This is a genomic window from Polaromonas sp. (assembly GCF_012927415.1).
Lineage (GTDB): Bacteria > Pseudomonadota > Gammaproteobacteria > Burkholderiales > Burkholderiaceae_C > Polaromonas.
In genome coordinates this window covers 1-22551 of the sequence record NZ_JABBPF010000081.1, presented here as the reverse complement: position 1 = coordinate 22551, position 22551 = coordinate 1, and the positions used below count along the sequence as shown (strand labels likewise).

Genomic DNA, 22551 nt, shown 5'->3' with positions numbered 1-22551 from the left:
AAGCTCAGCATCGAGATTTATGAAACCGCTGCAGCCTTCGCACTGACCAAGGGGATCATCATTGCCGACACCAAGTTCGAGTTCGGCCTCGACGAAAATGGCACGTTGACGCTGATGGACGAAGTGCTGACGCCCGACTCGTCGCGCTACTGGCCGGTCGAAGGCTACGAAGCTGCCTTTACCGCCGGGCAGAATCCGCCCAGCTACGACAAGCAGTTCGTGCGCGACTGGCTGGAAGCCGTGCGCATCAACGGCAAGCCCTGGGACAAGACCCCGCCATCACCGCACCTGCCGCCCGACGTGATTGCCAAAACCGCCGCCAAGTATCAGGAGGCGATGACGCGGCTGACGGCTTGAAGAGCAGGTTCTCCCCTGTCTCGGCCCGCTTCGTGTCGCCGGAACCCGTTTGATGGACAACACCTGCGGCCCGGCGAAGCCGGTTCCGCGGTGTTGCTCGACAAAACCCTAGCTCAGGATGACGCTGCTCAGGCGCCGCCGGTAGCTGGCCAGCGCCGCATCTTCGGGCGGAATCTGGCCGTCGGCAACCTTCGGTTTGGGCGCTTCCATGATGTCGAGGATGGCGATGTAAGTCTTGCGCGCGGCGTCTTCAGACCAGCTTTTGTCGCGCATCAGGATTTCGAGCAGTTCGTCCAGCGCTTCGGTCCAGCGCTGCCCGGCCATCAGCCAGCGGGCTTTGTCGAAGCGCGCTTCGAAGTCCCGCTTGTTGGCCGTGATTTTTGCGTCAAATACCGCTGTGGTTGTAGATTCATCGCTGCTCATAGCTACAAAATCAATAGCATCCATCCAGCGCTTGAGCGAGTCAAAACGCCGCACCATCAAGGTTTGCGCGATGACCGGCGCAAACGCCACCTTGGCGTCGTCCTCGCGACCCAGGGTGAGCAGCTGTTTCACATAGTCAAAACGAGCGTTTTCGTCGGCCGGATCGGCGGCGACGGCATGCTTCTGCCTTGCCAGCACGGCTTCGGGGCTGGTGTCGACTTCCTCGGCTGCTTCGTCCGGCTCGGACGTTTCCTCGGCCGCCGGCGGCACATGCTTGTCCAGAAACTCCCTGATCTTGCCCTCGGGAAGGGCACCGGTAAAACCGTCCACCGGCTGGCCGTTCATCATCAGGATGCAGGTCGGAATGCTGCGGATGCCGAAGGCTTCGCCGAGTTGCTGCTCCTGGTCGGAGTCGATCTTGACCAGCTTGAAGCGCCCGGCGTAGGCTGCCTCAAGCTTTTCCAGAATCGGCCCAAGCGACTTGCAAGGGCCGCACCACGGCGCCCAGAAGTCAATCAGGACGGGAATGGTGGCAGAAGCCGCAACGACTTCGTCTTCAAAATTGGCAGTGGTGGCGTCGATCATGATGTGGCAGAGGTGGGGTTGTACAAGGGGTTTTCAACCGGCCAGCCGGTGGCCGATACGGGTTGAATGCGAACCGACCGGCTGGGCCTTTCGCAACAGGCAGGACGATAGCATGCAGACGGCCATGTCGTGCATACGGCTGCGTGGACAGGTTGGCCGTCCCAGCCCTTAAAATCACGAGTTGGCGACTTTCCCTCCCCTCTGCCCCGAAAATCTCAGGACCAATCCGCCGATGACAACAACAACAAACTCTCCAAACCCGCTGGTGGGCGTGGTGATGGGCTCCAGCAGCGACTGGGAAACGATGCAGCATGCGGTACAGATGCTGCAGCAGTTTGGCGTGCCGCATGAAGCCCGGGTGGTTTCGGCCCACCGCATGCCTGACGACCTGTTTGTCTATGCCGAAGAGGCGGCGGGTCGCGGCTTGCAGGCCATCATCGCCGGCGCTGGCGGCGCGGCTCACCTGCCCGGCATGCTGGCCGCCAAAACCACCGTGCCGGTGCTGGGTGTGCCGGTGGCCAGCAGGCATTTGCGGGGCGTCGATTCGCTGCACAGCATCGTGCAAATGCCCAAGGGCGTGCCGGTCGCCACCTTTGCCATCGGCAATGCCGGCGCGGCCAATGCGGCGCTGTTTGCCGTTTCCATGCTGGCGCTGCATGACAAGACGCTGGCCGGCAAGCTGCGGGCTTTTCGCGCCGAGCAAACCGCAGCCGCCCGCGCCATGACCTTGCCGCCAGCATGAACGCCCTGCCGATTTTTCCAGGTACGGTTTCAGTCTCCGGCCAGCCCGCCACGCTGGGCGTGATGGGCGGTGGCCAGCTTGGCCGCATGTTTGTCCACGCGGCGCAGCGCCTGGGTTACTTCACCGCCGTACTGGACCCCGACCCGCAAAGCCCGGCCGGTCTGGTCAGCCAGCACCACATCCAGACCGGCTATGACGACGTGCACGGCCTGGCGCAGCTGGCGGATGTGTGTGCGGCCATCACCACCGAGTTTGAAAACGTGCCCGCCTCGGCCCTGAAGACGCTGGCCGCGCACTGCCCGGTCGCACCTGGCGCTGGCGCCGTGGCGATTGCGCAGGACCGGATTCTGGAAAAATCCCATTTCACGGCCTCCGCCGGCTTGGCGGGTGTGACTTGCGCGCCTTACGCGGTCATCGAAACGCCTGAGCAGCTTCAGGCCGTACCGGCCGACCTGCTGCCCGGCATCCTGAAAACCGCGCGCATGGGTTACGACGGCAAGGGCCAGCTGCGCGTCAGGAATGCCGCCGAACTGACCGCCGCCTGGACCGATCTGAAGCAGGTGCCGTGCGTGCTGGAAAAGCTCTTGCCGCTGAAGGCCGAATGCTCCGTCATCGTCGCTCGAGGCTGGAATGGCGACATCGTCAGTTTTCCGCCGCAGCACAACCTTCATGTCGACGGAATTCTGGCCGTCACCGAGGTTTTTCAAGGAAATATGCCTCAGGTCCATGCTTTACGGGCACAATATGCTACTAAACTAATAGCAACTCACATTGACTACGTTGGCGTGCTGTGCGTCGAGTTTTTTGTCATCGACGACGGTAGTGAGCACGGCGCGCTGGTCGTCAACGAAATGGCGCCACGCCCGCACAACAGCGGCCACTACACGCTGGACGCCTGCGATGTCTCGCAGTTTGATTTGCAGGTCCATGCCATGGCTGGCCTGCCGCTGCCTGCGCCGCGCCAGCATTCGCCAGCCATCATGCTCAATTTGCTGGGCGATGTCTGGCTTGATGCGCAAGGCCGGGCGCGCACGCCCGACTGGCAGGCTGTGCTGGCGCTGCCAGGGGCGCATTTGCACCTGTACGGCAAGCTGGAGGCGCGTCCAGGCCGCAAGATGGGCCATCTGACGATCACTGGCGCCGACGTGGCAGGCGTAAAGGCCAGCGCGCGCCGGGCCGCGCAAATTCTGGGCTTGCCGGGTTTTGAAGGCACTTCATGATTCTGCCGGGCACCGATCCGCAGGCCGTTTTTGAGGCCGCCCGTCGCATCCGGGCGGGCGAACTGGTCGGCTTTCCGACCGAAACCGTTTACGGCCTGGGCGCCGATGCGTCCAGCGACCAGGCCGTGGCCGGTATTTTTGCAGCCAAGGGCAGGCCCGCCGACCATCCGCTGATTGTTCATGTGGCTCATATCGCGCAGGTGGCCGACTACGCCAGCAGCGTCCCGTCGTTTGCCGACAGGCTGATGCAGGCATTCTGGCCCGGGCCGCTGACGGTGATTTTGCCGCGCCGCGAAGGCATTGCCTTTGCCGCCGCCGGCGGCCAGAACTCGATTGGCCTGCGTTGCCCCGCGCATCCGGTGGCGCTGGCTTTTTTAAAGGCTTGCAACATCGGCGTGGCCGGGCCGAGTGCCAACCGCTTTGGCCGGGTCAGCCCGACCACCGCGCAGCATGTGCAGCAGGAATTCGGTGATGAGCTGCTGGTGCTCGACGGCGGCCCGTGCGCGCTCGGCATCGAGTCCAGCATTGTCGACTGCACCCGGGGCCGGCCTGTGTTGTTGCGCCCAGGGGTACTCACGCGCGCGCAACTGGAGGCAGCCTGCGGCGAGCCAGTGTTGGACAAAGACGATTTTCAGGCCGCGGGTGACACGCCGCGCGCCTCCGGCACGCTGCAAGCGCATTACGCGCCGCAGGCCAAGGTGCGACTGATGGACGCCGGCGCCTTGCAGATCGCGCTCGACCTGCTGGGCGCGGACGCCGCCAACATCGCGGTCTATGCCCGTGCCGTGCTGCGTGTCAAATCGGCCAGGGTGCTATACCGCCGCATGCCTGACGACGCGCTGGCCACGGCCCACCAGCTGTTTGCCGTGCTACGCGAGTTTGACGCGCAGGGCGCCCGGCTGATCTGGATTGAAACCCCGCCCGCTGGCAACGAGTGGGAGGGCGTGCGCGACCGGCTGGGGCGGGCTGCGGCGAGTTGAGCGCGAGCCCCGCCGGCTGGCGGCAAATGCGCTCTTTCACGCGGAATCAGCTGGCTTTTTGCCTTGGGCTTTTGGCGCCCGGACGCGATGGCGCGCTGCATGACGGCAAGGCAGTTTATGCCTTCGCTTCATCAGCCAAGGACGTAAAGTGATTCGTTTATTTCTGGAACTGGGAACTGGGAGCTGGTCACGACAGTCGCGTCGAAACTTGTTCACCGCCCGGAGTTGCCGGTTTGCCAGACTGGCCGCCAGGGGCCGGTGCGTCAATGGAACGGCTTGAAACGGCAGGCTTTGCCGGGGAAAATCCGCTGCGGTGGGCAATCACTGCGTTGTGCGCCTGGGCAAGGGAGAAATCAGGGAGCAAGGCTGCTCATCTGCGTGGCGGTGTCAAAAAGTTTGGCCTTGCCGACGAAGTAACGTTCCAGTCGCCATTCACGAAGAATCTCCAGTGCCAGGTTGAAGCGATCCAGATCAAGTTGATAAATATTTGCGATCGGGAATTCAACCTCGGATTCCAGCGCCAGTACGAGCCTGGACAGCGTTTTTGCCGATGGATCCGAGGGATTGTTTTCAATGAACTTTCGAGCTTCTTTGATGGCGCGCATTGGACGTTCCTTGGAAAAATAGTGATATTTAATAAATCCATAGAGATTTACCCGATAAGTATCAGCGATTCCTGACTTGACGGGAAAAACCAGTGCTGCCGCCCGCCAGGGTATGAGTGGCCGCAGTTGCCAGCCCGGTGTCGGTCAGGTAGACCCCACTGACCTGAAGTCAGCCCAACTTTTCCTGACCGGCTGCGACACCGCGCAAGAACTCCACCAGTTCCCGGTTCACTTCAAGCCTGGCAAGCAGAACCCCTGCTTGCACGACATCCCGCGAGATGCCGATGCTCGTTTGCAGTTCCGTTGCCTGCTGATACCAGCGCTTGGTGCGGCGCCTGCTTAAAAGGGAACTCAATGCCTCGATGCCATAACGCAGCCGCTTGGCCAGAATCCGGGCCCGGTGGCGGCTCTCGACGGTGTCTGTATTTTGCAGTGCGGCTTTTAACTGACGGTGCAAGCGGTCAATGCGGTGCCTGGCCCAGTGACGAAGAGACACCTCGTGGTCGGGCCGGGAATCAGCTGCCCCCTTGGGCTCCGGCAACTCTTCCAGCCATTGCGTGATTTCAAGCAAGGTCGCTCCGACCGCCGGGGTTTTAAGTGCATAACAAACGGCTTTGCGCTGGACCTGGGCAGCCTGCGTCATGGCCTGCGTCATAGCCTGCCACTGGCCTTCCCGACTGGCGTTGCCTGCCCCGTAGGCTGGCGCGTAGGGCGGGAGTGTTTCGGTTCGGGCGACATCGAGGTCCCGCAGTTCGCCCAAAACAGTCAGCAGCGTTTGCAGTGACTCCCACGAAGGTACGTCAGCGACCGCAAGGACTGGCTTGAAAAGCCGATAGGCGCTTTTGAAACGCCGCCAGCCGACTCGGGCCTGGTGGACCAGCTCGGTGTCATCGAAATCACGCAGCGTATTGAGGTTCGCAGTGAATTGACAGAACATCTCGCGGAGCACGCGCTGCGCGGCCTCGGAGGGCGACATTCTGGAGCTCAACGATGGCGGCTGCGCATGCAATGAAAGGTTGAGGGAGTTTTGCGCCAGAGCGTAGCCGCGCTCGGCCTTGCTCCGGGTTTCCGGCATTACCGCGATGCTGTGCGCGATTTGCCTGGCAAGATCGAACAGCGTTGCAGGCTTGCCCGCCAGCAATTCAAGTTCCAGTTCGCAAAGAGGAATGCTACGGCCTTCAGCCACTATCTGTCCGACGTCCAGCGACACCTCGACGACGCTGCCATCGCGCCTGCGCACGGTCCAGCTCGTCCGGTCAAAACTGGTGACAAAGCTGGGCACCAGCGCCCGAAACAAGCTGCCGTCAGGATCGATGTCTGACCACGGCGTGCCTCGAAGCGCCGGCAAGGCCAGTTCGGCACCGGGAACAGGCGTTTCCCATTCGCCCCGCTGGCTGAAGGAGGAGTCGTTACTCCCGCCGATCTTGAGGGTCTGCAACCATTCGGGTTTCACGTCGCTGACCACGCGCCGTAGCCGCAATGCCACGCGTTTCTTGCGCAGCGACTGATCGAGTGTGTCGTAGTAGGTATTGTGCAAATGCAGATGGATGGCCTTGCGGCGTGCCAGCACAGGCAGGCGGGCCAGCTGCTTTTCCAGGCCCACCGGATCAGACGCCGGCAGGGCAAGCTTGAGTTCGATTTCTTCTGGCCGGCGCACCGGGGCAGTTTTTTTCATGGCATTCAAATCGCGAGCATCGAAGGCTCAAAAAGTGACTGACTGGAGATAACGGCAAGGCGGTCGGCCTTGACCCAACCGGGCCTGTGGGCAGTTCCTGAATTCACATCCAGAGAGATTGCATCAATGGCATCGATAAGTCTAGTGAAAGTGTGTTGCAAAACAGGTCAAACCACTGCGCTGCCCTGCACTTGCTGCAAGAAACTTTTACTAAACCGGTCGCAGACCTTCGCATCTTTGAACGCCCTCAAACACCGGCGAAGGCAAACAGCGCCATGGCGTTCCAGGCGCAGGCCTGTTCGTCTGAGCCGCCGGACTCCGGCCGGCAGGCCGGCCCGGCTTGCGGCCATCAGTTCAACGCCACCCGCACATTGTCCTTGTAGTTGTAGAGCGTGACGGCAGGCTTGGTCAGCTCGCCGTTGGGTGTGAAAGCGATGCTGGCCGTGACACCCTGGTACTTTGTCTTGCCAATGAAGGGCAGGTAAACGGTCGGATCCACCGAGTTGGCGCGCTTCATCGCATCCACCAAGACGAACGTCGCGTCATAGGCGTAGGGACTGTAGATCTGGAACTGACCGGGGAATTTCGCGTCGTACTTCTTTTGCCACTGGCGGCCGCCCTGCATCTTCTGGATCGACGCGCCGCCGGTTGCGCAGGTCACATTTTTCATGCTGCGGGCCTTGCTGGCCAGGTCTGGCAATTTTTCAGTGCACAGCGCATCGCCGCCGAAGAATTTGACGTTCGACAGGCCGAGCTGCTCCATCTGGCGCAGCATCGGTCCGGCTTGGGCATCCAGCCCGCCGAAGAAAATCGCGTCTGGCTTTTTGCTCTTGATGCCGGTCAGGATGGCCATGAAGTCGGTGGCCTTGTCGGTGGTGAATTCTTCAGCCACGACTTCCATGCCTTTTTGCCTGGCGGTGGCCTTGAACACATTGGCTAGGCCCTGGCCGTAGGCCGTGCGGTCGTCAATGACGGCCACCTTTTTCAGCTTGAGCGCGTCGTGGGCATAAATAGCCAGCGCTGCGCCGAGCGCATTGTCATTGGCAATCAGGCGAAAGGTGGTCTTGTAGTTCGGCTTGGTCAGGTCTGGGTTGGTTGCCGAAGCCGTGATGTTGGGAATGCCGCACTTGTTGTAAACGGTTGCGGCGGGAATGCTGGTGCCCGACTGCAGATGGCCGACCACGCCAGCGACTTTTGCATCACACAACTTTTGCGCCACGGCGGTGGCCTGGCGCGGGTCGCCCGCGTCATCCTCGGCAAGCAGTTCGAATTTGATCTTTTTGCCGCCAATCACGAGATTCCGGGCATTGAGCTCGTCAATCGCCAGCCGAACGCCGTTTTCAGTGTCCTTGCCGATATGCGCAATACCGCCCGAGGTAGGGCCGGCGTGCGCAATTTCGACGGTTTGTACTTCCTGCGCCTGGGCGAGGGACGCAGCCAGCACCAGGGCGGCGGCGAGGCAAAAATATGCACTCGGCATGGATGATTGAGTCATTGCAAAAGTCTTCGACAAAATGAAAATTATAGGGTGAGCACCAATGCGCGGCGCAGATGCTGGCGTCCTGACCTCGTTGCCTGAAGGTGGTGGCAGGCCCTGACTGACCCGCCAAAATTCGGGTCCAATAGGGCATGGAAAATCTGCACGACACCGAACGACGCCTGACCGAGCTGGAAATCAAAGCCAGCTTTTCGGAAGACCTGATGGATCAGCTCAACCAGGTCATCATTCGCCAGCAGCAGCAAATCGACTTGCTGGTTCGTAAGCTTGAACAACTTCAGCAGCAGATTCCGGATGGCGGGGTGGCGCTATTCAGCCGTGCGGGCGACGAGTTGCCGCCGCATTATTGAACAGATCGGCGGTATGAAGCGCAGTCAGCCGCAGTTTGTTAGATGACCGGTCTACTTCGTGCTAAATTCGGCTGTATGAGTAACGACTACACGGATGTAAGGCAGCACATCCTCGATACGGGCAGGTCCATCATTCTGGGAAAAGGCTTTTCGGCCGTGGGCCTGAACGAAATACTGGCGACGGCCCAAGTGCCGAAAGGCTCTTTTTACCATTACTTCAAGTCCAAGGAAATTTTTGGCGAGGCCTTGGTGGAAAGTTATGTTTCGGACTACCTGGCGCACGTCGACGCCCTGCTCCAGCCCGATGGCTCCGTGGCAGCGCGGCGTTTGATGCGTTACTGGGATAGCTGGATGGCGACCGATGAGAGTCAGGGCGCTCAGTGCAACTGTCTGGTGGTCAAGCTGAGTGGTGAAGTCTCCGACATGTCCGAGGCGATGCGTGTGGCCTTGCTGCGTGGCACGGATCTGATTATTGAGCGCCTGGGTGACTGCCTGCTCGAAGGAGTGGCCGATGGGTCGTTGCGTGGCGAGTTTGACGCGCATCACACAGCCTTGACCCTTTATGAGATGTGGCTGGGTGCCGCCTTGCTGAGTAAATTAAGGCGCGACCGAAGCGCGCTCGATGCCGCCATGATAAGTACCTTGAAGCGGCTGAACTTATCCGGCCGGCTAGCAGCCTGACGCTGCGCCGATAATTTTCCCTTGGAAGGATTTTCTGCCAGCTACCGCGTGGCAATTTTTTACCCCTGACGATAGACGACCAGTCTAATTTTAAAAAATAAAAATGATGAATTTTCAGTTTTGCAACTTGACGGAATCGTTTTTGGAGCGGACAAGAATGCGGAGTTATCCACCCTGGCGCCGCTGATGGCACGGGTGTGGGTGCTCTACGGTGGCGCAAGCGCCGAAAAACCCGGCACCCTGCCCGAGATCAGGGCCGCCTTTCAGGGTTCAGGGCAAGCAGAGCCTCTGCCTTGTTGTTTGCGGACGCTCTCCTACAAATAGAGTGCGCCTCAACCGGGCGCTGCAGCAGCGAGGTTGATTTAAGTTAGTAGAAGTTTGCTTTTTGGTCGTTATACGAATGACCGGTTTATTTTGTATCAAAGGATTCCATGACTAAAAATTTGATGTCACCCCTCATGCTGGGTTCACGCACTTTGCCCAACCGGGTATTGATGGCCCCGCTGACCCGCTCGAGGGCCGGGCAACCGGGCGATGTCCCCTCTGCGCTCAATGCCGAGTACTACGTTCAGCGCGCCAGTGCCGGTCTTATCGTCACGGAGGCCACGCAAATCTCCCGGCAGGGGCAGGGTTACGCATGGACACCGGGCATCTACACCGATGCGCAGGAAGCGGGCTGGAAAAATGTGGTGCAGGCGGTTCATGCCAAGGGTGGGCATATGTCATTGCAGCTGTGGCATGTCGGCCGCATTTCGCATTCACTGCTTCAGGAGGGCGGGGTTGCGCCGGTCGCTCCTTCAGCGCTGGTTGCAAAAAACAGCCAATGCTTTGTCGTCCAGCCTGATGGCAAAGCCGAAAACGTACCCTGCGAAACGCCCAGAGCGTTGGCACTGGACGAACTTCCGGGCATCGTCGCCCAATACCGTCAGGCTGCGGCGCGCGGCAAGCGTGCCGGATTTGACTTTCTGGAAGTGCATGCGGCAAATGGTTATCTGCTGAATCAGTTTCTTGCCACCAACAGCAACCAGCGTAGTGACGCCTACGGCGGCACACTGGAAAACCGGGCTCGACTGACGCTCGAAGTCGTCGATGCCGTGATCGGAGAAATCGGTGCGGACCGCGTCGGTGTGCGCTTGTCGCCGCATTTTGCCGCGCATGACATGGCCGACAGTGAAACGGAAGCCGCGACCCTGTACCTTGCAAAGGCGTTCAGCGAACGGGGTGTTGCCTATCTGCATATCGCCGAGCCAGACTGGGCTGGCGGCCCCGAACTGACAGAGGCCTTCCGCGCACAAATCCGCGCCTCATTCAACGGCGTGCTGATTTTTTGTGGCAACTACTCCGCGGCGGATGCTGACGCGCTGATCGCGCAAGGCGCTGGCGATGCCGTGGCTTTTGGCCGGCTCTTCATCGCCAACCCCGACCTGGTGGAAAGATTCCGCGAAGGCGCTGAACTCAACACACCGGACCGCTCGACCTTCTATGGTGGCGGCGCGCATGGCTACACCGACTACCCCGCGCTGCAGCTGCAGCCCGTGTGAGCATGACGCTTTTTTAAATCACAGTTTGCAATCGCCCGCCTGTTCGCGCAGGAACGGGCAAAAAAGGAATGACATGAAAATCCTGATGGTGCTTACCTCGCACGACCAACTCGGTAATACCGGAAAAAAGACTGGTTTCTGGTTGGAAGAATTTGCCGCGCCGTATTACGTCTTCAAGGACGCCGGTGCCGAGCTCACTTTGGTATCACCCCAGGGCGGCCAGCCGCCGCTGGACCCCAAAAGTGATGAGCCGGATTCGCAAACCGATGCCACACGCCGCTTCAAGTCAGATGCCGCCGCGCAATCGGCGCTGGCCCACACGGGAAAACTTTCGGATGTCCAGGCCAGCGGTTTCGACGCGGTGTTTTATCCCGGCGGACACGGGCCGTTGTGGGATCTGGCTGAAGACCCGAATTCGATCAAGCTGATTGAAGCCATGACCGCAGCCGGAAAAACCGTCTCTGCGGTCTGCCATGCGCCGGGCGTGCTGCGTCACGTCAAGGCCGCCGATGGCACGCCGCTGGTGAAGGGTAGAAAGGTCACCGGATTTACAAATACCGAGGAAGCCGCCGTTCAATTAACCGACATCGTGCCCTTCCTTGTTGAAGACGAGTTGGTGAACAAGGGCGGCCAGTACAGCAAGGGCGCTGACTGGCAGCCTTACGTGGTGGTCGATGGCAAACTCATCACCGGTCAGAATCCGGCGTCTTCGGCACCCGCTGCCGTCGCCGTGCTGCATCAGCTCCGGGGCGCGTAGGGAGCAGCAGGAACTCAGCAAGAATAAAGGCAATTCGCCAGATCGACAGTTAGCACAACCGAGGAAATGACATGGCCTATCAAAGCACCAACCCTTATGACGGAAAAATCCTGCAAACGTTTGATCCGATAAACGCTAACCAACTGGAGGAAAAGCTTCATCGCGCCTCGGTCTGTTTTAGCGATGACTGGCGTTCCAGAAGCTATGCCGATCGGGCCGCCGTGCTCTCGCGCGCTGCGGCTATCCTGCGCGAACGCCCGGAAGAGTTTGCAAAGCTCATCACGCTGGAGATGGGAAAACTGCTCCCGCAGAGCATCGGTGAAGTTGCCTTGAGTGCGGCCATTCTTGACTACTACGCGCAAAATGCCGAGCGCTTTCTGGCCCCTGAAAAGCTGGTCACCGCCAAAGGAGAAGCGCTGGTGGAAAGCAGTCCGATCGGGGTGCTGTTCGGAGTCGAGCCCTGGAATTACCCGTACTACCAGATCGCGCGCTTTGCCGCCCCCAATCTGATGGCGGGCAATGTGGTCATGGTCAAGCATGCCTCCAGCGTGCCGCAATGCGCGCTGGCTTTCGAGCGCCTTATGCAGGAAGCAGGCGCACCGGCCGGCGCCTACACCAATCTCTTTATCTCCAAGGACCAGGTCTCGCAGGTCATTGATGATCCACGGATTCGCGGTGTGGCGCTCACTGGCAGCGAAGCGGCCGGCGCGGTGGTTGCGGCAAGAGCCGGGCAAAATCTGAAAAAGACGACGATGGAGCTTGGCGGCAGCGACGCCTTCATCGTGCTGGAAGACGCCGACCTTGACAAGGCCGTCAAGTGTGCCGTCAGCGGCCGTATGGGAAACTCCGGCCAGGCTTGCACCGCTTCAAAACGTTTTATCGTGGTCGAAGCGCTGGCCGACCGCTTTCTGGAAAAATTCCAGGCGGCACTGGAAAATTTCAAACCCGGTGATCCGCTGGACAAGCAGACCACGCTGGCGCCGCTGTCCTCAGCTGAGGCACTTGAAAACCTGTTGGGCCAGGTGCAACGCGCGGTCGCCGGGGGCGCACGCGTGGTGATGGGCGGCGAGCGTATCGATCGCACCGGTGCTTTCATGCAGCCAACCATCCTGACGGACATTAGCGAAAAAAACCCGGCCTACAAGCAAGAGTTTTTCGGCCCGGTCGCGCTGTTCTTCCGCGTGCCTGACGAAGACGCAGCGGTGGCGCTGGCCAACGACTCACCTTTCGGTCTCGGCGGTTCGGTGTTCACACAGGACATCGAGCGCGGCAAGCAGCTCGCACGCAGGATCGATACCGGCATGGTGTTTATCAATGCGCCGGCTTCGTCGTCACCCGAACTTCCCTTCGGCGGTGTGAAGAATTCAGGTTATGGCCGCGAACTTTCGGGCGCGGGCATACAGGAATTCGTCAACAAGAAGCTGATCCGGGTGGCGTGAGCGTTTGCGGTGTACGAGCCGGACCGGCGCCGAGCGAACTTCGGCGCGGACCGGCTCGAGTCGTGCCCGGTTTTTATGAACAGGGCGTGCTAATAGCGCGAAAAGCCGCTGGCATTGGAAGCGCAACGGCCGTTTTCAGGCCTGCCGGCCACTGGCGCTGGGCGCCTGGCAACGGCTTACTTGATTTTGCCCAAGGCGACGCGGTATTCCTCTAGCTTGGCTTCGTAGTTGGCAGCGTCGCCGTAGTCGAGAAATCTGTTGTAGTGAGCGTGCGTGCCCAGAATCTTGTGCGCGTGTTTGATGGGACAAAAATACTCTTCGGTGCGCGCCAGAATTTCGGTCATGTAACTCATCAGCCCGTTGCCGTATTCGCAGTAAGTGCAGTGAAATTTTTCGATAAAATTGAGATAGCCCAGATGATGCCGGTCGAACACGATGTAGTCGGACCGCCTTACCCGCGTCACGCCGTATATGGGAAAACAGGCCCATTGGTAAAAACTGACACACAGGTCCAGCATCATCAGCGGAAAGATCATGGCGTAAATGATGGGCCCGGTGATCAGGTTTTGAGGACGGTTGGTAACCAGCCATCGAAAGAAGTTCGTTTTAAGTTTGCGGTGCGCCGCCTTGACCGAACTTTCAAACTCTACTCGTTTGCCTTTGATCTGGAAGAACATCTTGCTTTCCTGTTCCTGCACCGCGCTGCGCAAATCACCCTCAAGCGCCGCCATCTGGGCCAAAATCTGAGAAATTCGTTCGTTCATGGAAGTCCTGTTAAGGCAGCGGACGCCAGCATGCCCGGGTCCAATTTTGCCTGACCTGATTGTGCCTATGGCTTGGCATGCCGGGTAGCCGGTAAGTTGGCCCAGAGTATCGGCCATGACAAATTCAGGGCGCCGGCCGGCCTTTCCTGGTCTCATCCACCCAGCGCAACTAGTCGCCGGAGTCGGCGCGGACGGGAATCTGCACGATCTTCCGCATTTTGAAAGCGTGGTGCGCTTTGATGAATTACACCAGCGCTTCAAACCGGGCGTGGTAACAACTAGCGGCGGTAGCGCAGCTTCATTACCAGAATCACCAGCGCCAGCAGCAGCGTGATGGCGTTGGCGATCACCATGGGCCAGGCTCCCAGCAGCAGGCCGTAGGCCAGCCACAGCGCAACGCCCACGGTGAACACGCTGTACATGCCGAGCGAGACGCCGCTGACGTCGCGCGTCCTGAAACTGAGCCAGGCCTGTGGCACAAAGCTCACGGTCGTCAGGCAGGCGGCCAGCGAGCCGACAAGGTCGGCCGGGCTCACCGGCTGCCTTCCTTCACGGCCCAGTCAACCAGCGCTTCAAGCGCGGGCCGGGCGGCGGGCGCGTTGGGATGGTTGACGATGGCGACGACGACCAGGCGCCGGCCGCTGGGCGTGTGCACGTAGCCGGCCAGCGCCGTGCTGTCTCGCAGGCTGCCGCTTTTCAGGTGGGCCCAGCCCTGAGACAAGGTTGCGGTACGCGATTTACCGGGCTTGAGCGTGCCGTCAATGCCCATGATCGGCAGCGAAGCCATCAGCTCGGGCATGGCGCCCGAGACATAGGCGGTTTGCAGCAGGCGCGCCAGTCCCTGCGGCGTGACGCGCCCCAGCCGGGACAGGCCCGAGCCATTGTCCAGCACCGGCACGTCCTGTTCGCCAAAACGCGCCTGCCACCAGTTGCGCACCACCTCGCGCGAGGCCTCGTTGCTGGCGCCGCCAGGGCGCTGCTGGCTCAGCGTCAAAAACAGCTGCTGCGCCATCACGTTGTTGCTGTATTTGTTGATGTCGCGTATCACCTCGGCCAGCGGCGGTGATTCCATTTCAAACACTGGCTTGAGTTGCGGCGGGGCCAGGCCTTCGCGCACCCGCCCGCCCAGCTTTCCGCCCATTTCCTGCCACAGACCGGCAATTGCGCGCGCTGCGTAACTGGCCGGGTCAGGGTAGGCAATGGACCAGACTTTTTCGCCGCAGGCTGGCGGGTAGCTGCCCTTGAAAGCAAGCCTGAACGGGTCGGCAAAGTCGGCTTTGAGCTGCGCCCGGTAGTCGCCGCAATCGGCCAACGCCGCGCTGTTGGCCCCGGCCGACAGCGGCACGCTGGTCTGCATCTGCACGCTGGCCAGTGGCGGGTCAAAGCTGACGCTGGCAGTGCCGGCGCCCGGGTTGGGCACAAAGGTCATCATGACTGACTTGTAGTTGACCAGCAGCGCATCGGGTACGACGTTATAGGGCCGCAGCGCCTCACCGTCGAAGTCGGCCGGGTTTTGCGCCGAGGCCGCAAAGGCGCTGCGGTCGAGCAGAATGTCGCCGCTAATGCTTCTGATGCCCAGGCCTTGCACGCGGCGCAGCAGCAGCCAGAGCCGCTCCATCACCAGCTTGGGGTCGCCCTTGCCCTGGATGATCAGGTTGCCGGTCAGCACACCATTGGCAATCGTGCCATCGACATAGACCGGCGTGCGCCAGATGAAAGCCGGGCCGAGCAGCTCGAGCCCGGCATACGTCGTCACCAGCTTCATGACGGAGGCCGGGTTCATGGCGCTGCCCGCACGGTAGCTGAGCAGCGGCGCGGTTTTTCCGTTCATGACCGGCGCGGCATCGACCACCACGGCGGCGAAAGCGCCCGGCGGCACCTTGGCGCGCGCCAGCAGCGCGTCCACTTCGGGCGGCAGGCTTTGGGCGTGGGCGGCCAGGCTGGCCAGCGCGGTGAGCAGGCCGGCGGCCAGGCGCGCCGCGAAACGGTAGGGCAAGTGAGCGGCGGGCAAGGTGAAAAACATGCGGCAATTATCGGTCCCGGCGCCGGCGAGCCGGCAGGCCGGATAATCAGTCCCTGGCCGCTGACAAACCGATTGCCAGCCGGTTCGCCGCAAGGCATTGAGTACTATTTTTTTGATAGCTGACAGTGCCGGAATTACCTGGACATTCGCTTGATTTGATGCCAAAACCCCTGAAATTCCTCGCTTTTGACACCAGCACCGACCGTATGTCGGTGGCGTTGACTGACGGTGCGCGCATCTGGCAGCACAGCGGCCCGGGCGGCGCGCTGGCCTCGACGACGCTGATTCCGGCGATTCTGGCGCTGCTCGCCGAGTCTGGCCTGACGCTGGGCCAGCTCGATGCGATCGTCTTTGGCCGCGGGCCGGGCTCCTTCACTGGCCTGCGCACGGCCTGTTCGGTGGCGCAAGGACTGGCCTTTGGGGCCAATCACGGTGCAGGGATTCCGGTGCTGCCCATTGACACGCTGATGGCGCTGGCCGAAGAAGCCCGGTTCCAGCAGGCCGGACCCATGGCGGCGGCTGATGCCCCGCTGAACGTCACCGCGCTGCTCGATGCGCGCATGGACGAGATGTATCTTCAATGCTATGAATTCAGTAGCAAACAATGCCGATCAATAATGGACTGCACGTTGATTCGGCCCGAAAACCTGGTTCCGGAGCCATCCACGCAGCTGTTGGCTGGCAATGTGTTTGGCGTTTATGCCGGGCGTTTGCCTGCCGCCCTGGCGTCCTTGCCGTGCGTGGAAGCCTTCCCGACCGCCACGGCGCTGCTGCGCCTGGCACCGGCGCTGGCCGCCGCCGGGCTGTGCGTGGACGCTGCGCTGGCCCTGCCGCTCTATGTTCGCGACAAAGTCGCGCTGACCACTGAAGAACGCGCTCAGGCCAGGATCGACGCCGCCGAAGCGGCCCAGGCGGCGCCAGCCGGTCTTGTTGCGCCCGGCTGAAACCAACTTTCTGCCATGAACGCCCTGCTCCAGCCTCTCGAAGCCCGCTTCGAAGCCATGACGCCGGCCTGGCTGCCGGCGGTGCTGCGGGTCGAGCAAAGTGCGTACCCGCACCCCTGGAGCGAGCTCAACTTTGCCGATTCGCTCCAGGCCGGTTACCAGGCGCAGCTGCTGACAGCGGGCCTGCCGCCGCAGGCCGAACTGCTGGGTTATTTTGTCGCCATGAAGGGCGTGGACGAAGTGCACCTGCTCAATATAGCCGTGGCCCCGGCGCATCAGCGCCAGGGCTGGGCCCGAGTGATGCTCGATGCGCTGGCGCTGTGGGCGCGCGGCCAGGACGCTCAGTGGCTGTGGCTGGAAGTGCGGGTAAGCAACCTGCGCGCCAAGGCGGTGTACCAGAGTCACGGTTTTCAGCAGGTTGGCACGCGCCGCCACTACTATCCCGCCACCGCGTCAATGCCCGGGGGCGAAGATGCCATCGTCATGAGCCTGGCCCTGTGATTCAATGAAACCATCCGTGAGCGTCCCGACATGAGTCTTGAACTTGACAAACGCCAGCGCGCCATGTTGCGCGAAATGGGTGTGCGTGTCTGGCTACCCGAAACGCCAGTCGCCGCAGTGCCGGTTGCTCTCAAGGTGATGGCACCTGAAGTCGATCTGGTGAAGGCCAAAGCTGATTTTTCTGAATACGCGCCAGTCGTCAAAGCCGTCGCGCCGCCCGTCACGGCACGCCAGACCGACCCTTCGGTGCGCACCGCGCCGCCGCAAGCCGCGCCAGTTCACCAACCGCTGCCGGCCCGGGCGCGCGCCGACAGCGGACTGCCTTCCTGGCGCCTGGGCGAGGCGCAGCTGCTCTACGCGCAAACCGCGCCGGCCGAGGGCGCGCGCTGGCTGGTGCTGGCAGAAACGCCGGCTGCGGCGCTTCAAGGGCCGGTTTTTCAGGGCGATGCGGGCAAGCTGCTTGACAACATGCTGCGCGCCGCGCGCCTGCACCTGGCTGGCGAGGTGCTGTTCGCGCCGGTGGTGCGCCATGCCGCCGTGCCGCCCGGCGAAGAATTTTCCGCCGCGCTGGCTGCCCTGATCAGCCATGCGCGGCCCGATATCGTGCTGGTGATGGGCCGCCTGGCAAGCCAGGCGCTGCTTCAGTCCACAGAACCGCTGGGCAAGCTCAGAGGCCGGGTTCATCCGCTGCACGGCGCCAGCGCCATCGTGACCTACGACGCAACTTACCTGCTACGTAGCTGGGCCGACAAAGCCAAGGCCTGGGAAGACCTCTGCCTGGCCATGAGTCTGGTCACGGCTTCATAGGGCGAGCGCCGCCGGGTGCCAGCACCGAGGCGATCGCCACCACCATCAACATGACCGCGGCCCAGTCCTGCCAGTGCAGCACCTCGCCCAGCCCGAGCGCACCGGCAAAAACGCCGAGGATGGGAATCAGCATCACGCTCAGGGTGGAAGCGATCGGCGGCAGGGTGCGTGCCAGCGTCAGCCAGACGGCTTGCGCAAAGCCGAATATCAGCACCGCGTTGTAGCCGATCGCCGCCCAGGTCAAAGGCGAGGGCGCTTGCCATTGGGGCCGCTCAAACATCAGGCCCAGCCCCCACAGCACCAGCGCCGTCAGTACCGTCATCCAGAACGACAGTGTCAGGGTGGCGACGCCGATGCGGGTGCGGCGTATCTGCTGCGTGCCGAGCGCCCATATCGCTGCGGCCGCCAGTGCGCCCAGCACCGCGAGCGGACGGCCCGACAGATGGCTCAGCTCAAACCATAGCAGCAGTGTCACACCGAGCGCGGCAGCGGCCACGCCCAGCCAGTTGCGCGGCTTCAGGCGCGCGCCAAAAAACCAGGCTCCCAGCAGCGCCGAAAAAATCGGCATGGTGTAGCCCAGAATCGCGGCCCGCCCGCTGCTGAGGTTTTTGACCGCCAGAATGATCAGCACATTCCACAGGATCATGTTGGTCAGCGCCAGCCAGAACAGCTCGTGATACTTGTCGCGCGGGATGAAAAACGGCACTTTCAGCATCAGCATGAGTAGTCCCAGCACCGGCAGGCCGAGCAGGACCGACAGGGCGCGAAAGGTCAGCGGCGGGAAGTCGGTCACGCCCAGTTTCATCACGGGCCAGTTCAGGCCCCAGGCCAGCGTCAGGAAAGCAAGGAGCAGGAATTGCTGGCGATTGAGTTGCATGCGTGGCGTCGGGTGTGGGGGGCTGATGTGCATTGTCCCGGTTTGTGTCCGCCCCTGCACGGCGCGCCGCAAGACGCAGCTTCATACAATAGTCAAATGATTTTTCTTGACATGCTGGGCGCCGCCGAACGCCAGAACCACTCCATGCTGTGCGTGGGGCTGGATCCCGAGCCCGCCAGGTTCCCGGGCAAGCTGCACGGCGATGCCAGCCGGATCTATGACTTTTGCGCCGCGATCGTGGATGCCACGGCTGATCTGGTCATCGCTTTCAAGCCGCAGATTGCCTACTTCGCCGCACACCGCGCCGAAGACCAGCTGGAGCGCCTGATGCAGCACATGCGTCGCACCGCGCCGCATGTTCCCATTATTCTGGACGCCAAACGCGGGGACGTCGGCAGCACGGCCGGGCAGTACGCCAAGGAGGCCTTTGAACGCTATGGCGCCGACGCGGTAACGCTCTCGCCTTTCATGGGTTTTGACTCCATCACGCCTTACCTCAAGTACCACGACAAGGGCGCTTTTTTACTCTGCCGCACTTCCAATCGGGGCGGCGACGATTTGCAGAACCAGCGCCTCGCGTCGGTCAAAGGCCAGCCGCTGCTGTACGAACACATTGCGCGTCTGGCGCAGGGCCCGTGGAACCTCAACGGCCAACTCGGGCTGGTGGTGGGCGCGACCTACCCGGCGGAAATCGAGCGTGTGCGCGTTGTTGCCCCGATGCTGCCGCTGCTGATTCCCGGTGTCGGCGCGCAGGGCGGCGATGCGGGGGCCACGGTGCGGGCGGGCTGGCGTCCGGGGGTGTTCATCATCGTCAACTCGTCGCGTGCGATTCTTTATGCATCGCCCGGCGACGATTTTGTCCAGGCGGCGCGCCGCGAGGCACTCAGGACGCGCGACCTGCTGGAAGCCGCGCGTCCTCAAACTGGTTGCATTTTGTGACGTTTAGCCTGTTTTAGGCACGGATTGTTACGGTAGGCTTGGCACAGGTCTGCAACGGCAGGCTTTTACCAACAAAGGCCAGTGCATGCTCGCTACAGAACCAGAGAACTTCGCCCCGCAGACCGTCGATCCTGATTCCGATTCGCCCATCCGCCCCACTGCCGCCGCGATGGTCGCTGCTGCGCTGCTGGTTGCCTGTGGCGGGGGCGGCAGTGAAGGCGGCTCGCCTGGCTCCGGCGCGATTATTACGGGCAGCGGCGCCAACCCGGCCCTGAGCAGGCCTTCGAGCAACGAAGAAGCCGCCCGCTTCCTGCTGCAGGCGCAGTTCTCCGCCTCCGATGCAGATATCGCGGCCGTGCGCAACAAGGGCTACGCGCCCTGGCTGGCCGAGCAGTTCAACGCGCCGGCGGACATCACTGGCTTCGCCTGGCTCAACGCCCGCGGCTACGACGCGATCAGCAGCGCCACGCGTTACTACGACAACACCTATCCGGCCGACTACATGATCTGGAACCAGCTCATGACATCGTCTGACGCGGTGCGCAAGCGCGCGGCACTGGCGCTGTCGGAGTTTTTTGTGGTTTCGCTCTCTGGCCTTGACGTCAGCTGGCGCAGTCATGCGCTGGCGGCCTGGTGGGATGTGCTGGCGGCCAATGGCTTCGGAAATTTCCGCACGCTGTTAGAAGACGTCACCCTCAACGCCGCGATGGGGCTTTACCTCAACACCAAGGGCAACATGAAGGAGAACGCGGCCACCGGACGCGCGCCTGACGAGAATTTCGGCCGTGAGGTGATGCAGCTCTTCACGCTAGGCCTGTACCAGCTCAACCCGGATGGCAGCGAAAAACGGGGAGCGGACGGCAACAAGCTGGAAAGCTACACCCAGAGCGACATCAGCAACATAGCGCGGGTATTTACCGGCTGGGACTTCGACCAGACGCAGAACATCAATACCCCGGAGCCGGTGCAGAACCGCAACATTCCGAACACCGCCTTCGCGCGCCTGCCGATGCGGCTGAATCCAGCCAACCATTCCACCCTGGCCGCCACCTTTCTGGGCAGCACGGTGCCTGCGGGCGCCGATGGCGCGCTGGCACTGAAGATTGCGCTCGACACGCTGTTCAATCACCCCAATGTCGGCCCCTTCTTCGGCAAGCAGATGATCCAGCGTATGGTCACGAGCAATCCCAGCCCGGCTTACGTGGCGCGGGTGGCGGGCGCTTTCAACAACAACGGCACGGGCGTTCGCGGCGACCTGAAAGCGGTGTTCGCCGCCGTGCTGCTCGACGAGGAGGCACGCAGCGCGGCCGGCCTGGCCCAGTCCGGCTTTGGCAAGCTGCGCGAACCCATGCTGCGGCTGGTGCAGTGGGGGCGCACCTTTGGCGTTGCGTCGGCCCGTGGCAGCTGGAAGATCGGCGACCTGAGCAATCCGGCCAACCAGCTCGGCCAGAGCCCTCTGCGCTCACCCAGCGTGTTCAATTTTTTTCGACCCGGCTACGTACCGCCGTCGACCGCACTGAGCGCGTCGCAAAGTCCGGCACCCGAGTTCCAGTTGGTCAACGAAAGCAGCGTGGGCGGCTATCTCAACTACATGCAGGGCGTAATCCGCAACGGCATTTTTGTCAACGCGCCCGAGCTGCCGAACAACGCCAGCAGCGCTGGCAACGGCTTCGACATTGCCGCCGCTTACAGTGCCGAATTGCCACTGGCCGGCGATGCGGCGGCGCTGGTCAGGCGGCTCAACCTGCTGCTGTGTGCCGGGCAACTGTCAGCCGGCAACCAGGCCCTGATTGTCAACGCGCTGAATGCCACGGCCATCACGGCCGCCAGCAGTGACAGCGCCCGGCGTGACTGCGTCGCCGCTGGTGTGCTGCTGGTGATGGCGTCGGCTGATTACCTCATCCAGAAATAAGAGAGCGCCATGCACCTTCTGCAGCCTGCCCAACACACCCGTCGCGCCTTTTTGCGCCGCAGCGGCCAGCTTGCCCTGACTGGCAGCGCGCTGCCGTTTGCGCTCAACCTCGCCGCCATGGGCGAAGCGGCGGCCTTTGAAGCCACCGATTACAAGGCGCTGGTCTGCGTCTTTATGTACGGCGGCAACGACTACGCCAATACCGTCGTGAGCTACGACGACGCGAGTTACAACGCCTACAGTGCGATTCGGGGCGGCGGGGCGGGCCAGACGGCGAGCGGCATCGCGCTGGCCAGGGGCGATCTCGCGGCGACGCTGCTGACGCCTGTCAGCGCCCTGGCTGACAGCAGGCAATATGCCTTGCATCCGTCAATGCGGGGGCTGGCTGGCCTCTTCAATGGCGGTCAGGCCGCCGTGCAGCTCAATGTGGGCCCGCTGGTCGCGCCGCTGACCAGGGCGCAGTACAGCAGTCCCGACCGCAAGGCCTACCCGCTGCCACCCAAGCTGTTCTCGCACAACGACCAGCAGTCGATCTGGCAGTCTTCCTCGCCGGAAGGTTCGACCGTGGGCTGGGGCGGCAATATCGGCGACCTGGCGCTGTCATCCAACGCCAATTCGCTGTTCACCTGCATCAACGTGACGGGCAACGCCGTGTTTCTGGCGGGCGACAATGCGCTGTCGTATCAGGTCAGCCCGGGCGGAGCCGTCGCCATCAATGGGGTGAAAAACAATGTCTACGGCTCCAGCGCCGTCAGGACGGCGCTTTCAACGCTGGTGCAGCAGGCCCGCAGCCACACGCTGGAAAACGAATACAACAAGGTCACGGCCCGCGCCGTCGGCGCGGAAGCGCAAGTCACGTCGGCGCTCGGCGGAGTCGCGCTTTCCACCGTTTTCCCGAGCCCTAATTCCCTGGCCGACCAGCTCAAAACCG

General features: G+C 62.0%; 23 protein-coding genes. 15 read left to right on the top strand and 8 right to left on the bottom strand.

Annotated elements, in window-relative coordinates; all coding sequences use genetic code 11:
* The coding region (locus HHJ19_RS08610) for a phosphoribosylaminoimidazolesuccinocarboxamide synthase (protein WP_296905914.1) at nt 1–357 on the top strand (357 nt) is incomplete at its 5' end.
* Nucleotides 358–465: 108 nt separating this feature from the next.
* On the opposite strand, the gene trxA is transcribed toward HHJ19_RS08610, so the two are convergent.
* On the bottom strand, nt 466–1365 hold the full coding sequence (gene trxA / locus HHJ19_RS08605; RefSeq protein WP_296905912.1) for a thioredoxin: 900 nt from the start codon (nt 1363–1365) through the stop codon (nt 466–468).
* A 232-nt stretch (nt 1366–1597) separates the two neighbouring features.
* Here trxA and purE point away from each other — a divergent pair, with 232 nt between their 5' ends.
* The 3 genes from purE to HHJ19_RS08590 are packed head-to-tail and all read left to right on the top strand — an operon-like array spanning nt 1598 to nt 4307.
* Nucleotides 1598–2107 (top strand): 5-(carboxyamino)imidazole ribonucleotide mutase, encoded by a 510-nt coding sequence (gene purE, locus HHJ19_RS08600; RefSeq protein ID WP_296905909.1) that lies wholly within the window; start codon nt 1598–1600, stop codon nt 2105–2107.
* On the top strand, nt 2104–3327 hold the full coding sequence (locus HHJ19_RS08595) for a 5-(carboxyamino)imidazole ribonucleotide synthase (RefSeq protein ID WP_296905906.1): 1224 nt from the start codon (nt 2104–2106) through the stop codon (nt 3325–3327). Before purE ends, HHJ19_RS08595 begins: the two co-directional genes overlap by 4 nt.
* The gene (locus HHJ19_RS08590) at nt 3324–4307 is read left to right on the top strand and encodes an L-threonylcarbamoyladenylate synthase (RefSeq protein ID WP_296905904.1); all 984 of its coding nucleotides are present in this window, start codon (nt 3324–3326) and stop codon (nt 4305–4307) included. The genes HHJ19_RS08595 and HHJ19_RS08590 overlap by 4 nt, the downstream gene beginning before the upstream one ends.
* Nucleotides 4308–4660: 353 nt before the next feature.
* Here the strand turns inward: HHJ19_RS08590 and HHJ19_RS08585 are convergent, their stop codons facing one another.
* The 3 genes from HHJ19_RS08585 to HHJ19_RS08575 all read right to left on the bottom strand — a co-directional run bounded on the left by HHJ19_RS08585 (nt 4661) and on the right by HHJ19_RS08575 (nt 8082).
* Entirely contained in the window at nt 4661–4912 is a 252-nt protein-coding gene (locus tag HHJ19_RS08585; protein WP_296905902.1) for a hypothetical protein, read from the bottom strand.
* Between the two features lie 169 nt (nt 4913–5081).
* Complete coding sequence (locus HHJ19_RS08580) at nt 5082–6587, bottom strand: CYTH and CHAD domain-containing protein (RefSeq protein WP_296905900.1); 1506 nt, start codon at nt 6585–6587, stop codon at nt 5082–5084.
* Nucleotides 6588–6936: 349 nt separating this feature from the next.
* A complete protein-coding gene (locus tag HHJ19_RS08575; RefSeq protein ID WP_296905896.1) occupies nt 6937–8082 on the bottom strand; it encodes a branched-chain amino acid ABC transporter substrate-binding protein in 1146 nt (381 codons plus the stop codon).
* Between the two features lie 134 nt (nt 8083–8216).
* On the opposite strand from HHJ19_RS08575, the gene HHJ19_RS08570 reads away from it, so the two are divergent.
* From HHJ19_RS08570 to HHJ19_RS08545, 5 genes are all read left to right on the top strand, one after another.
* Complete coding sequence (locus tag HHJ19_RS08570; protein WP_296905894.1) at nt 8217–8435, top strand: SlyX family protein; 219 nt, start codon at nt 8217–8219, stop codon at nt 8433–8435.
* Between the two features lie 75 nt (nt 8436–8510).
* Nucleotides 8511–9116 (top strand): TetR/AcrR family transcriptional regulator, encoded by a 606-nt coding sequence (locus HHJ19_RS08565; RefSeq protein ID WP_296905891.1) that lies wholly within the window; start codon nt 8511–8513, stop codon nt 9114–9116.
* 431 nt (nt 9117–9547) lie between these two features.
* The gene (locus HHJ19_RS08555) at nt 9548–10657 is read left to right on the top strand and encodes an alkene reductase (RefSeq protein WP_296905889.1); all 1110 of its coding nucleotides are present in this window, start codon (nt 9548–9550) and stop codon (nt 10655–10657) included.
* 73 nt (nt 10658–10730) lie between these two features.
* Nucleotides 10731–11414 carry a type 1 glutamine amidotransferase domain-containing protein gene (locus HHJ19_RS08550; RefSeq protein ID WP_296905888.1) on the top strand — a complete coding sequence of 228 codons (684 nt, stop codon included), beginning with the start codon at nt 10731–10733 and terminating at the stop codon, nt 11412–11414.
* Between the two features lie 71 nt (nt 11415–11485).
* Complete coding sequence (locus HHJ19_RS08545; protein ID WP_296905885.1) at nt 11486–12853, top strand: NAD-dependent succinate-semialdehyde dehydrogenase; 1368 nt, start codon at nt 11486–11488, stop codon at nt 12851–12853.
* A gap of 176 nt (nt 12854–13029) precedes the next feature.
* Here HHJ19_RS08545 and HHJ19_RS08540 read toward each other — a convergent pair whose 3' ends face one another.
* The 3 genes from HHJ19_RS08540 to dacB form a co-directional block, all read right to left on the bottom strand.
* Complete coding sequence (locus HHJ19_RS08540) at nt 13030–13617, bottom strand: hypothetical protein (RefSeq protein ID WP_296905882.1); 588 nt, start codon at nt 13615–13617, stop codon at nt 13030–13032.
* Between the two features lie 278 nt (nt 13618–13895).
* Nucleotides 13896–14153, bottom strand: a complete 258-nt coding sequence (locus tag HHJ19_RS08535) for a SemiSWEET transporter (protein ID WP_296905880.1) — start codon at nt 14151–14153, stop codon at nt 13896–13898.
* On the bottom strand, nt 14150–15640 hold the full coding sequence (gene dacB, locus HHJ19_RS08530) for a D-alanyl-D-alanine carboxypeptidase/D-alanyl-D-alanine-endopeptidase (RefSeq protein WP_296905878.1): 1491 nt from the start codon (nt 15638–15640) through the stop codon (nt 14150–14152). Before dacB ends, HHJ19_RS08535 begins: the two co-directional genes overlap by 4 nt.
* A 158-nt stretch (nt 15641–15798) precedes the next feature.
* Here dacB and tsaB point away from each other — a divergent pair, with 158 nt between their 5' ends.
* From tsaB to HHJ19_RS08515, 3 genes are read left to right on the top strand one after another with little or no spacing between them, the layout of a single operon-like run.
* Nucleotides 15799–16584 carry a tRNA (adenosine(37)-N6)-threonylcarbamoyltransferase complex dimerization subunit type 1 TsaB gene (gene tsaB / locus HHJ19_RS08525; protein ID WP_296905877.1) on the top strand — a complete coding sequence of 262 codons (786 nt, stop codon included), beginning with the start codon at nt 15799–15801 and terminating at the stop codon, nt 16582–16584.
* Nucleotides 16585–16599: 15 nt separating this feature from the next.
* Nucleotides 16600–17085, top strand: a complete 486-nt coding sequence (gene rimI / locus HHJ19_RS08520; RefSeq protein WP_296905875.1) for a ribosomal protein S18-alanine N-acetyltransferase — start codon at nt 16600–16602, stop codon at nt 17083–17085.
* 30 nt (nt 17086–17115) lie between these two features.
* Entirely contained in the window at nt 17116–17892 is a 777-nt protein-coding gene (locus tag HHJ19_RS08515) for a uracil-DNA glycosylase family protein (protein WP_296905873.1), read from the top strand.
* Here HHJ19_RS08515 and HHJ19_RS08510 read toward each other — a convergent pair.
* Complete coding sequence (locus tag HHJ19_RS08510) at nt 17879–18769, bottom strand: DMT family transporter (RefSeq protein WP_296905872.1); 891 nt, start codon at nt 18767–18769, stop codon at nt 17879–17881. The two genes, HHJ19_RS08515 and HHJ19_RS08510, sit on opposite strands and share 14 nt — an antisense overlap.
* Nucleotides 18770–18865: 96 nt before the next feature.
* On the opposite strand from HHJ19_RS08510, the gene pyrF reads away from it, so the two are divergent.
* The 3 genes from pyrF to HHJ19_RS08495 form a co-directional block, all read left to right on the top strand.
* The gene (gene pyrF / locus HHJ19_RS08505) at nt 18866–19708 is read left to right on the top strand and encodes an orotidine-5'-phosphate decarboxylase (protein ID WP_296905871.1); all 843 of its coding nucleotides are present in this window, start codon (nt 18866–18868) and stop codon (nt 19706–19708) included.
* Nucleotides 19709–19793: 85 nt separating this feature from the next.
* On the top strand, nt 19794–21620 hold the full coding sequence (locus tag HHJ19_RS08500; RefSeq protein ID WP_296905870.1) for a DUF1800 domain-containing protein: 1827 nt from the start codon (nt 19794–19796) through the stop codon (nt 21618–21620).
* A gap of 9 nt (nt 21621–21629) precedes the next feature.
* Nucleotides 21630–22551, top strand: a 922-nt coding sequence (locus HHJ19_RS08495; protein ID WP_296905869.1) for a DUF1501 domain-containing protein, incomplete at its 3' end; no start/stop codon positions are given.